Origin of the sequence: Kocuria sp. JC486, from assembly GCF_011602805.1 — a bacterium.
Taxonomy (GTDB): Bacteria; Actinomycetota; Actinomycetes; order Actinomycetales; family Micrococcaceae; genus Kocuria; species Kocuria soli.
The window spans coordinates 1-11,872 of sequence record NZ_JAAOZS010000036.1; the positions used below are offsets into that span (position 1 = coordinate 1).

Below are 11,872 nucleotides of genomic sequence, written 5' to 3' on the forward strand. Positions count from 1 at the left end.
ACCATCATGAACCCGGCCGTGAGCCTCGCGGCCTGAAACCCGAACTGTCACCTGTTCGTGCGGCAGCCCCTTTCTTGGACCCGGAGCATCCGCAAGTGTGCCAACGGCGTCTTCCCGAAGGCATTGGAATAGAGCCGCGATACCTGACGCGGCGAAAGGTGAACTCGGCTAGCAAGATCCTCTAATGTCCACTGGCGTGATACGTCGCTTCTTAGGATGTGCTGTATAGCCAATGCTTCTTCTCGCAGCGGGGAAAAGTGCCGATAGCGTGGTGCGCTGGGGTTGACGGTCGCTCGCGAGTCGGCGGTGAAGCAACCTGGCGCCACTTGCACGTGAGGTGCAATCTGATCAGCGATGCTTAGCCAGAGCGATTGCATGCGATGGAAACGATGCCGGGGAGAACCTTCGACACTTAGAGAGACGAGTTCGTCAAGCCATGGCATAAGCAGCCCCGCACGCTCAGTCCCGAGCGAGAGAATCTGAGCGGGCTTGGTATAGATCGTGTCGGCAAGTCCTTGCGCATCGAAGCGATCTCGAAGCATGCCGATGTATTGCCAGTAGAGCTGATCGACAACATAGTCAGTGTCGAGATACACGGTAGTAACGGTGTTGAATCCCTCAGGCTCACTTCCCACGAGTACGGACGGACCAATCAGAATTGCATCACCATAGCGGACGATCCTCTCGCCGCAATGGCGGCAGTACAAGATTGCAGAGCCGGCTCTTACTACAATGAGCTTTACGCAGTCGTACGCGACGGGCCCGATCGGCCTGTGCACAGTGGTCGTACGTGCGAGTATCGGTCGGAACCATTCCGTGCTCTGGTCTTGGTAGCCATGGACGCGGGTATCTGATTCCTGACATTCGAGAGGAGAAAGCAGCTCAGCTGCATTCTGCAAGCAAGGTTGGAGCGCGTTATTCATCGTGAACTCGCCGAAGGTGCGATTGCTGAGCCCGGGACAGTGTCTCCTGCCTAGTCGACAGTGACTTTCAGCGCCCACTGTGCCGTGGCGCAGCAACGTCTCACAGAAATCTCGACCCTTCCGTGGTCGAGCAGAAGCCTTGCGGCGATCATCGCGACGTGTACGGGAGCTACTGTCCTCATGACCTGACCATTCTCGCGATGGCCGCTGAGGCTTCCTTCAGTTTGGCTTCGGATTCCTGACCTCCATCGATGGCGCCTGCGACGCAGTGTTTCAAGTGGTCGTCGAGCAGCCCTAGCGCAACGTTTTGAAGGGCAGCATTGATCGCACTGATCTGGGTGAGAATGTCGATGCAGTAGGTGTCTTCGTCGATCATCCGGTGGATGCCACGAGCCTGGCCCTCGATGCGCTTCATCCGCGCGAGATAGCGATTCTTGTCGTTGATGTAGCCGTGCTCCGCCGTCTCGACTGCAGAAGGTACGGTGCTAGTCATGGTCTCTCCCTTTCGTATCAGTCGCGCTCGAGGGTGCGGTGGGTGCTGGCTTCGGGTGTGAGGTCGAGGCGACGCAACAGTTGTGCGTTGAGTGCGACGACGACGGTGGAGGCCGACATGAGGATCGCGCCGATGCTCATCGGCAGCACGAACCCGATCGGGGCCAGGATGCCCGCGGCGAGAGGCACGGAGAGCAGGTTGTAGCCGGCGGCCCACCAGAGGTTCTGCTTCATCTTCCGGTAGCTGGCTCGGGAGAGTTCGAACACGGAGAGCACCGAGCGCGGATCAGAGCTCGCGAGGATGACCCCTGCAGACCCGATCGCGACGTCGGTGCCGGCGCCGATGGCGATGCCCACATCGGCCTGTGCGAGGGCGGGGGCGTCGTTGACGCCGTCGCCGACCATCGCGACCTTGCGGCCCTCGTCTTGGAGCTCCTTGACCTTGGCGGCCTTGTCCTCCGGTCGCACACCGGCGAACACGCGGTCAATGCCGAGGTCCTCCGCGACCGTGTCGGCGACCGCCTGGGCGTCACCGGTGATCATCACGACCTGCGCGCCGCCGGCATGCAACGCGTCAACGGCGTCACGAGACTCGGGCCGGATCTCGTCAGCCAAGCGCAGCGCCCCGATGACCTCGCCGTCGGCGAGGACGTGGAGGATGATCGCTCCTTCTTCGCGCCACTGATCAGCTATCGGCAGCTCGCTGGCCGAGTGCTGCTGGAGCAGGTACGGGCCGCCGACTTCGATGACCGTCCCGTCGACGGTGGCTTTGACGCCGACTGCGGGGGAGGAGGAGAAGTCCGAGGCTGTCGGTACCTGGATTTCGCGGGTGCTGGCGGCTCCGGTGATGGCTCGGGCCAGGGGATGCTCGCTGTCGGCCTCGGCGGCCGCGGCCAGGGCGAGCACCCGCTGCTCGTCGTGACCGTTCGCGGTGTCGATGGCGGTGACGGTGGGCTCGCCCTTGGTGAGGGTGCCGGTCTTGTCGAAGAGCACGGCGTCGACGGTGCGCATGGACTCCAGCGCGAGCCGGTCCTTGATGAGCACGCCGCCGCGGGCGGCGCGCTCGGTCGCGATGGAGACCACCAGCGGGATCGCCAGCCCCAGGGCGTGGGGGCAGGCGATGACGAGCACGGTGATGGTGCGCACCACCGCGTCGTCGGGAAGACCGGCCAGGGACCAGACGAGCGCGGTGATGACGGCCGCGCCGAGGGCGAACCAGAACAGCCAGGCCGCGGCGGTGTCGGCGATGCGCTGGGCGCGGGAGGAGGAGGCCTGGGCGTCGGAGACGAGTTTCTGGATGCCGGCCAGGGCGGTGTCCTCGCCGGTGGCGGTGACCTCGACCCGCAACCCGGAGTCGGTGGCGATGGTGCCGGCCACGACCTGCTCGCCGGTCTCGCGGCGCACGGTCTTGGACTCCCCGGTGACCATCGACTCATCCATGCTCGCACTGCCGTCGACGATCTTTCCGTCGGCAGGGACCGAGGCGCCGGGACGGACCACCACGACATCGCCGACAGCGAGGTCCGCGGGTGCGACTTTCACGATGTTCTCGCCGTCGACCTTCTCGGCCTCATCGGGCAGCAGGGCGGCCAGGGAGTCCAGGGCGGAGGTGGTCTGGGCCAGGGAGCGCATCTCGATCCAGTGGCCCAGCAGCATGATGACCACCAGCAGTGCCAGCTCCCACCAGAAGTTGAGCTCGTGGCTGAGCAGGTGCAGGCTCGCTCCCCAGGAGGCGAGGAAAGCGACCGTGATCGCCAGGGCGATCAGCAACATCATGCCGGGCTTGCGGGAGCGGATCTCGCCCAGTCCGCCGGTGAGGAAGGGCCAGCCGCCCCACACGTACATGATCGTGCCGAGGATCGGGGAGACCCAGCGCACCCATTCGGCGTCAGGGAGCGGGTAGCCGATGAGGTGGGCGAACATGTCGTTGAAGCCCACGACCGGGATCGCGATGACGAGCATGATCCAGAACAGCCGCCGGAACTGGCCGACATGATCGCCATGCCCGCCATGATCTGCGTGGTCGTGGCCGCCGTGACCCGCGTGGCCGACATAGTCGTGCCCGGCGTGGTTCTCGTGGCCGCCGTGAGACTCGTGTGCCGAGTGGTTGTCGTGCGTGTGGTGGCCGGCGTGCTCGTGAATCTCGGCCTCGGCGGCCCCGTGGTGGGTGTGCTGGTCGTTCATGATCTGTCCGTTCCTTCGTGCCCGGTTCCTGTCGGTTAGGAAGCGGGCTGGATCTCGCTGTCGACGACCCACTTGTGGTTGGTCATCTCCATCCCGTCGGCCTCGTAGTCGACGACGTAGACGGTTTCGTCGGTCGAGGACGCGATCGTCGCCGTCGCGCCGTCCATGCCCTCCATGTGATCGGCGGTCACGGTCACCTCGGTGCCGTCGTCGAGACGGTCGTCACCGGCGCCGTCGAGTTCTTCCTGGACGACCCACTTGTGATCGGTCACGGGATCTCCGCCGCCGACCGGGGTGTAGTCGATCGCGTAGGTGTAGGTGTCGTAGGCGCCGACGATCGTGGCGGTGGCACCGTCCATGCCCTCCATGTGGTCGGCCGTCAGCGTGACTTCGGTGCCGACCGGGTAGGTCGGATCGGTGGCCTCTGTCATGCCCTCGGGCACCGGGCCGCCGTCGGCCGGATGGTCCATGCCGTCGTGGCCCCCATGGCCGCCGTGTGCGTCCTCGCTCTGCGATGGGGTTCCTGCCTCGTCGTCCGCGGTGGAGCAGCCTGCCAGAGCGAGGCTTCCGCCGAGGATGCCGGCGGCGACGAGGATGCTGATGCGTCTGTTCATCTCAAGACTCTCCTTCTGTGAACCGACCGGCGCTGGTGCGCCGGATACGGCGTGGTTCCGCGCCTCTCGGTCGAGAGACGCGGAACCATGTCCACGGGCGGTCAGGCCGCGTTGGCGTAGCGGTCGGGGTCGGCGTCGAACAGCGGCCCGCAGGAGGCGCAGCACAGCCAGTACCGCTCGCCCTGGTAGTCCCGGTAGAGGCCGGCGGCCTCTGCGTCGGCCTTCACGACCGGGGTGCCAGCCATGACCGGGCACTCGGCCATCTCCGCTGCCGGGGTCTGCGCGACGGCCTCGGCGCTGGGCTTGTGGCCGCAGCAGCTGCCACCGGAGGTGGAGGCGTCGGTCAGGTTGAGGTTCTCGTGTGCAGTCATCAGATGGTTCCTTTCATGGTTGGGTGATGACGGATGGGTGGATCAGGCCGGCACCGGCTGCCGGGCCGGGGCCGGACCGGCCGGTGCCGGGTCGCTGGCGTCGTCGGCACGGGCCTTGAAGGTCCGCAGCCGCAGGCTGTTCGAGACGACGAACACCGACGACAGAGCCATCGCCGCGCCGGCGAGCATCGGGTTCAGGAGCCCGAAGGCGGCCAGCGGGATCGCGGCGGTGTTGTAGGCGAAGGCCCAGAACAGGTTCGTCTTGATCGTGCGCAGCGTGCGCCGGGCCAGCCGGATCGCATCCGCCGCGGCCCGCAGGTCGCCACGCACCAGGGTGATGTCGGCGGCCTCGATCGCGACGTCGGTGCCGGTACCCATCGCCAGACCGAGGTCGGCCTGGGCCAGGGCGGGGGCATCGTTGACGCCGTCGCCGACCATCGCCACGACCTTGCCCTCGTCCTGGAGTCGGGCGACGACGTCGACCTTGTCCTTGGGCATGACCTCGGCGATGACCTGCTCGATGCCGACCTCGGAGGCGACCTGCTCGGCCACCGCCTGGTTGTCACCGGTCAAGAGCACCGGGGTGAGCCCGAGCTCCTTGAACTGCGCGATAGCCTGTGCGCTGGTGGGCTTGATCTGGTCGGAGATGACCAGCACGCCGCGAGCAGCACCGTCCCAGCCGACGGCGATGGCCGTCTTGCCCTCGGCCTCCGCGGCCCGCTTGGCGGCCTTGAGGTCCTCGTCGAGGTGGATCGACCAGTCCGCCAGCAGGGACTCGCGTCCTGCGAGGACGGCGTGGCCGTCGATGACGCCCTGGACGCCCTTGCCCTCGATGTTCTCGAAGGACTCCGGCGCGGGCAGGTCCCCGACCTCGGAGGTGGCTCCGGTGGCGATGGCCTGGGCGATGGGGTGCTCGGAGTAGTCCTCCAGCCCACCAGCGATGCGCAGCAGCTCGGCCCGGTCGACCCCTTTGGCGGTGATGACTTCGGTCAGCGTCATCTTGCCGCTGGTGACGGTGCCGGTCTTGTCCAGCACGATCGTGTCGACCTTACGGGTGGACTCCAGGGTCTCGGGGCCCTTGATGAGCACACCCATCTGCGCACCGCGCCCGGTACCGACCAGCAAGGCGGTCGGCGTTGCCAGGCCCAGGGCACAGGGGCAGGCGATGATCAGCACCGCCACCGCAGCCGTGAACCCGGCACTGAGCGGGAACCCGGCGCCGATCCAGGCACCGAGGGCCGCGACGGCGATGGCGATCGCGATGGGCACGAACACCCCGGAGACCCGGTCGGCCAGCCGCTGGATCTCGGCCTTGCCGGACTGGGCGTCCTCGACCATCTTGGCCATCTGCGCCAGCTGCGTGTCCGAGCCGACGCGGGTGGCCTTGACGACCAGGCGCCCGCCGGCGTTGACCGTGGCACCGGTGACGTTGTCGCCCTCGGAGACCTCAACGGGCACGGATTCGCCGGTCAGCATGGACGCGTCGATCGCGGAGTTGCCCGAGGTGATGGTGCCGTCGGTGGCGATCTTCTCGCCGGGACGGACGACGAACTCATCGCCCACGCTCAGCTCGTCGATGGAGACCCGCTCCTCCTTGCCGTCTCGGAGGACGGAGACTTCCTTCGCTCCGAGCTCCAGCAGGGCACGCAGGGCGGCCCCGGCGCGGCGCTTGGAGCGCTTCTCGAAGTAACGGCCGAGCAAGATGAACGTGATCACCCCGGCCGCGACCTCCAGATAGACGTGCCCGAGCCCGTCACTGCGAGAGATGGTCAGCTCGAACGGGTGAACCACCCCCGGTTGTCCGGCAGTGCCGAAGAACAGGGCCACGATCGACCAGAGCATCGCCGCGCTCGTACCCACGGAGATGAGGGTGTCCATCGTCGCCGCACCATGCTTGAGGTTCATCCACGCGGCCTTATGGAAGGGCCAGCCGGCCCACACCACCACGGGTGCGGCCAGCACCAGGGAGGCGAAGCCCCAGTAGTCGAACTGCAGCGCCGGGATCATCGCCATCGCGATGACCGGCACCGCGAGGACCGCGGAGCCGATGAGCCGCTGCCGCAGCGTGCGCAGCTCGGCGTCCTCACGGGACTCGCCCTCGTCCTCCTCGCCTCCCGCAGTTCCCTTCGCGGGGGCCGGGAGGGCGGCCGTGTAGCCGGTCTTCTCGACCTCGGCGATGAGCGCGGTCGCGTCGAGGTCGGTGCCGCTGACGCTGGCCTTCTCGGTCGCGTAGTTCACACTCGCTGTGACGCCGTCGAGCTTGTTGAGCTTCTTCTCGATCCGGTTCGCGCACGAGGCGCAGGTCATGCCACCGATCTGCAGCTCGATCCCGGCAACACCGGTGCCCGTGGACTGGTCAGTGCCTGCGGACTGGTCAGTGCTCATGGTCTGCTCCTTCCTCATGCGTGTCTTCGGCCGTGCCGTCGTCTCCGGTGGTCGTGTCGACCACCAGCGGCGCGGTATGGACCTGTCCGTCGACCTGGAAGTCGAGGAACAGCAGGTAGCGGCCCTCGGTTGGTGCGGTCGCCTCGAACACGATCTCCGGCCCCGACGTCTCGCCCGCCTCCGGCGCGTCCCCGTGGGGGTGGACGTGCAGGTAGGCCAGATCCCCATCGCGCAAGGCGACCAGGTGCCCGAACGCACCCAGGTACGGCTCAAGGGCGGTGACCGGCTGCCCGTCACGGGTGACAGTCATGGTCAGCTCGGAAGCCTCGCCCGCGACGAGGTCACCCTCGACCGCGATGTCGTAGCCGTCGACTGTGGTCTCCGCGGCTGGTTCGGCCGGAACGGCCTCGTAGTCGCCGGGCACCTGCACCGTCGTGGAGAGCGTGATGCCCTCCCCGGTCTCAGCCGGCACGAAGTCCGCGAAGACCCGGTAGGACCCTGCTGCCTCCCACTGCCACGGGATCGACCATGTGCCCTCGGCGTTCCTCTCGGGGTGGACGTGGGCGAAGTGCTGCCCGTCAGCGCGGACGGTGATCAGGTGCAGTTCCTTCTCGTGCTCCAGCTCGAAGTCCGTGACCGGCTGCCCGTCCGGGCCGGTGACCGTCAGGGTCAGCTCGCCGTCGGTGCCGGTCTCGGTCGGGGCCGTGACGGCGGTGAGTTCGTAGCTGTCCTGCGCGATGCCCAGGCCCAGCGACCCGGTACCCGCGTCGTGTCCTGCGTGCTCATCGCCGCTCATGGTCTCTCCTTCCTCGTGGTGCGTGTTCTCTGCGGTGTCCTCTGTCCAGGCCTGCACGGTCTCCTCGGGGATGACCGCGTTCGCCGTGAATCCAGATACGGCGAACACGGCCACCAGCCCCAGCCCGTACAGGCCCAGCCGTGCAGGAGCCTTCATGTCAGCTCCTGACGGCGGCGTAGCCGGCCTCGTCGACTGCCGCGATGACCGCGGCGTCGTCGAGGGGCTGCTCAGCGGTCACGGCCAGGCGCCCGGTCTGGGCGCTGACCTCGATGCCGGTCACACCGGCGATCTCGGAGACCTCGGTGCGGATCGCGGTCTCGCAGTGCCCGCAGGTCATGCCGGTCACCTGGTACTCGGTAGTGGTCGTCGTGCTCATGATCAAAACTCCTTCATTTGTGTACGAGTTATTCAGACTATACCCCAAGGGGGTATGGGTCAATGGGTGGATGCGTCCTCGGGGGTCTCCTGCGCCTGCCCGGTGGGGCGGACGTGACGCAGCCGGGTCGCGGCGATGAGCGCCGCCACGGCGGCGATGACGGCCGAGACGATCGCGGCGGTGTTCAGTCCGCCGGTGAACGCCGCCTGCGCCGCGCCGACCAGCTGCTCACCGAGCGCTCCGGGCAGCTCGCCCGCAAAGACGAGGGCGCCGTCGATGCTGTCCGAGGCCGCGGCCGCAGCCTCTGGCGGCAGACCGTCGGGCAGGGTGGTCTCGATGTTGCCGCGGTAGGCGGCGATGCCGACGCTGCCGATCACTGCGACACCGAGGGAGATGCCCAGGTCGTTCGCGGTGGTCGCGAGCCCGGACGCGCCGCCGGCCTTCTCTGGGGGCACGGAGCTGACCACGAGGTCGGTCGTCAGCGCCATCGAGGGGGCCACGCCGGGGTAGGTGATGACGAAGCTCGCGATCACCAGCGCCAGGCCGGTGCCGGCGTCGAGCTGGGTGAACAGGAAGTAGCCGACGACCTGGGTGAGCAGGCCGATCGCGATCACGTTGCCGGGCCGGAACTTTCGGGCGAACACCGGAGAGAGCGTCGAGACGACGATCAGCACTGCGGCCGCCGGCAGGATCGACAGACCCGCCTGCAGCGGCGAGAGACCCTGGACCTGCTGGAGGTACTGGGTGAACAGTGAGTACACGCCACCGAGCGCTGCGGCCGAGATCAGGAACACCGCCAGCGCCCCGGAGACGGTGCGGTTGGCGAACAGCCGCACATCCAGCAGCGGCTGTTTGGCCCGCAGCTGCCGGATCACGAACCACAGGCCGATCAACACGCCGGCGACCAGCAGCCCGATCGAGGGGCCGACCGGCTCCTGAGCGGCAAAGCGCTTGATGCCGTAGATGATGGCCAGCAGTCCGCCGACGAGCAAGATGGCGCTGAAGAGGTCGATCTTCGCGGTCGGGTCCTTGTGCTCGGGCACCAGGATCGGTGCGCCGATCGCGACCAGGGCCATGATCGGCACCGCGACGAGGAACGTCGCCTGCCAGCCGAAGCCCTCCAAGAGGACACCGGAGAGCAGCGGGCCGAGCGCGACACCGGCGGAGATGCCGCCGGCCCACACGCCGATGGCCACGCCGCGCTGCTTCGCATCGGCGAAGAGCACGAATATCAGCCCGAGGGTCGCCGGGACCATCATCGCCGCGGCCAGCCCCAGCAGGGCCCGCCAGACGATCATCAGTTCAGGGACGGTTGTCAGTGAGGCCGCGATGGAGACCGCGGCGAACAGGATCGCGCCGATGACCATGAGCAGGCGCTTGCCCACGCGGTCGCCGAGCACGCCCATCGCGACGAGGAACCCGGCCATCACGAAGCCGTAGATGTCGAGAATCCACAGCAGCTGCGTGCTCGACGGGTTCAGGTCCGCTGCCATGTTCGGTGCGGCCAAGAACAGGATCGTGAGCATCATGAACAGCAGGGTCGAGGGGATCACGAGCACCGCGAGGCCCCACCACTGCTTCGCTCCCGCCTTGGGGGCTGGGGTGTGCTGACCGGTCATGGCGCACCCCCTGGATTCGTTCGTGTTGGTCTCATGGTCGTGCCGCTCCTTCCTGTGATTGCGTCGCCGGGTTGGGCGACGACACCGTAACTCGATCATCGGTGTACGGGTTGCAACGGCTACACTATCTCATACATTCCCATACGACTTGTGAGGTGGACGATGCCGACGAAGAAGGCCCCCGCGACTCACGGTGCCAGGCGAGCGCCGACCACATCGACCAGACCGGCCAACCGCCGGGCAGATGCCCAGCGCAATCGCGCGAGCATCCTCGCGGCCACGGTCACTGCCATCCGGAAGAACCCGGATGCCTCGGTTGCCGACATCGCGGCCGAGGCGGGCGTGGGCCGTATAACTCTCTACGGCCACTTCCAGACACGGGCCGAGCTCATCGAAGCAGCCCTCATCGAGAGCCTCGCCCGAGGCGAGGAGGTCCTCGAGGGCGTGCCTCTCGACGGCAATGCCACCGAGGCCTTTCAGCGCTTGGTCGCCTCCAGCTGGGTACTCGTCGATCAGTCCCGGGCCCTGTTGGCTGCCGCGCAGAAGGAGTTGCCAGCCGCTCGTATCCGAGAGATGCACGAGAGTGCTGAGGCTCGTATGCGCGGACTGTTGCTGCGTGGCCAGCGAGAAGGTTCATTCCGCGTCGACCTACCGGTCTCCTGGCTGCTGACCACTACTCACGTGGTGATGAACGGTGCCGCGGAAGAGGTGCGGACCGGTCGGTTGGATGCCGATGACGCACCGTGGTTCATCGACGCGATCCTGCTGCCAGCATTCGCCTCGAGCGCCGCCGGAGAGGGGGAGGCCCGATGACCCTGACTGTCGGTGTGATCGGTGCCGGCGCAGCCGGAAACGCAGCCGCCAAGACCCTCACGAGCGCAGATACGGGTATCGAGGTCGAGCTGTTCGCTCGTACCGGCGAGGAGCCGTCCAACCGGACCCTGGTCAACAAGGGCGTGGCGATCGGTCTGCTCGAACCGGGCCAGGCCGCCCTTCCGATCGCGGGGGTGGCGGCCACCGCGGACACGGTGCGCGGCGTTGACCCGCGCACCCGCGAAGTACGCCTCGACTCCGGCGAAAGACGCGCCTTCGACGCCCTTATCGTTGCCACCGGAAGCCGGCCCGTCCATCTCGAAGAAGACATCGTTGGCCGTGATCACGCCCTGGACACTGGTCGACTGACCACTCTGCACTCCATGGCCGACGCGGTGCGTGTGCGTACCCGTCTGGCCGAGGCCACTCCGGCGCGAGTGCTCATGCTCGGCGGGGGCCTCGTCGCCTCAGAGACCGCATCCCTTCTGACGGATGCCGGTCACGACGTCGCCCTGATCACCCGGTCCCACACGCCGGGAGCCTCCTCGATCGGTGATCCGATCGCTCGCAGGCTACTTGAGCTGCATCAGCCTCAGCACGCTGCCTACCTGGGACGGCGGTTGCGCGCGATCCGCGCCCACGCCGACCGCACGTCCATCACCCTCGATGACGACACGCGCGTCGAAGGCGACTTCGTCATCGTTGCCCACGGGACAGCGCCCGCGGCCCCCGCTCCGTGGACAGGTCCAGAAGGCATGCCCGTGGACAGCCGCCTCCGCTCCCTCCAGGCGCCAGGCCAGCGCATCTACGCAGCCGGCGGAGTCGCGGTGCACCATTACCCCGGCTCTCGGTCCTATCGCATCGACCACTGGGACGACTCCGCAGCGCAAGGCACACACGCGGCCACGGCCCTTCTTCACGATCTCGACCTCGCAACAGACCCTGGCGTCTACCTGCCGACATCGACATTCTCCGTACGAGTCCACGGTCACACGCTCCTCGGTGCCGGCCATCCCGGGCTCGGCACCCACGCGCGTGTCATCTCCTCCGATCCGTTGCTGGTCGCCCACTACCACGCAGACACTCCCGTCGCCTTCACGGGCATAGATGCCGGGACACTGGTGCGCGAGCACATCCCACGCCTGCACAACCTCGATCCAATCCGGATCTAGTTGCGACTCTCGGGCACAGCAGGCTCCCGTCGCTACCAGGGGCGACAGGCCCTAGTTGTACTTCCCCGGCAGGTTGTGAACACGCGGGGTAGATGAAGGCCTCCGGGCAAGATGTGGGTTACCACAC

The 11,872-nt window shown here is 67.2% G+C and carries 11 protein-coding genes; 2 read left to right on the forward strand and 9 right to left on the reverse strand.

Features of this window, described 5'->3' with window-relative positions:
- Positions 1-47: 47 nt before the first annotated feature.
- From GWK18_RS13500 to GWK18_RS12430, 9 genes are all read right to left on the reverse strand, one after another.
- Entirely contained in the window at positions 48-596 is a 549-nt protein-coding gene (locus tag GWK18_RS13500; RefSeq protein WP_166835584.1) for an AraC family transcriptional regulator, read from the reverse strand.
- A gap of 505 nt (positions 597-1,101) precedes the next feature.
- Positions 1,102-1,416: a metal-sensitive transcriptional regulator gene (locus tag GWK18_RS12395; RefSeq protein WP_166835586.1), complete on the reverse strand. Its 315-nt coding sequence runs from the start codon at positions 1,414-1,416 to the stop codon at positions 1,102-1,104.
- A gap of 17 nt (positions 1,417-1,433) precedes the next feature.
- The gene (locus GWK18_RS12400; RefSeq protein ID WP_166835588.1) at positions 1,434-3,599 is read right to left on the reverse strand and encodes a heavy metal translocating P-type ATPase; all 2,166 of its coding nucleotides are present in this window, start codon (positions 3,597-3,599) and stop codon (positions 1,434-1,436) included.
- A 35-nt stretch (positions 3,600-3,634) separates the two neighbouring features.
- Positions 3,635-4,213 (reverse strand): YdhK family protein, encoded by a 579-nt coding sequence (locus GWK18_RS12405; RefSeq protein WP_166835589.1) that lies wholly within the window; start codon positions 4,211-4,213, stop codon positions 3,635-3,637.
- A gap of 101 nt (positions 4,214-4,314) precedes the next feature.
- A complete protein-coding gene (locus GWK18_RS12410) occupies positions 4,315-4,584 on the reverse strand; it encodes a YHS domain-containing protein (protein WP_166835591.1) in 270 nt (89 codons plus the stop codon).
- Between the two features lie 42 nt (positions 4,585-4,626).
- The gene (locus GWK18_RS12415; protein WP_166835593.1) at positions 4,627-6,969 is read right to left on the reverse strand and encodes a heavy metal translocating P-type ATPase; all 2,343 of its coding nucleotides are present in this window, start codon (positions 6,967-6,969) and stop codon (positions 4,627-4,629) included.
- Entirely contained in the window at positions 6,959-7,921 is a 963-nt protein-coding gene (locus GWK18_RS12420) for a heavy-metal-associated domain-containing protein (protein ID WP_166835595.1), read from the reverse strand. Before GWK18_RS12420 ends, GWK18_RS12415 begins: the two co-directional genes overlap by 11 nt.
- Position 7,922: 1 nt before the next feature.
- On the reverse strand, positions 7,923-8,141 hold the full coding sequence (locus tag GWK18_RS12425) for a heavy-metal-associated domain-containing protein (RefSeq protein ID WP_166835597.1): 219 nt from the start codon (positions 8,139-8,141) through the stop codon (positions 7,923-7,925).
- 59 nt (positions 8,142-8,200) lie between these two features.
- Positions 8,201-9,760 carry an MFS transporter gene (locus tag GWK18_RS12430; RefSeq protein WP_166835599.1) on the reverse strand — a complete coding sequence of 520 codons (1,560 nt, stop codon included), beginning with the start codon at positions 9,758-9,760 and terminating at the stop codon, positions 8,201-8,203.
- 162 nt (positions 9,761-9,922) lie between these two features.
- On the opposite strand from GWK18_RS12430, the gene GWK18_RS12435 reads away from it, so the two are divergent.
- Both GWK18_RS12435 and GWK18_RS12440 read left to right on the forward strand, forming a co-directional pair.
- A complete protein-coding gene (locus GWK18_RS12435; protein ID WP_166835601.1) occupies positions 9,923-10,573 on the forward strand; it encodes a TetR/AcrR family transcriptional regulator in 651 nt (216 codons plus the stop codon).
- Positions 10,570-11,745, forward strand: a complete 1,176-nt coding sequence (locus GWK18_RS12440) for an FAD/NAD(P)-binding oxidoreductase (RefSeq protein ID WP_166835603.1) — start codon at positions 10,570-10,572, stop codon at positions 11,743-11,745. Before GWK18_RS12435 ends, GWK18_RS12440 begins: the two co-directional genes overlap by 4 nt.
- The last annotated feature ends 127 nt before the right edge of the window (positions 11,746-11,872 follow it).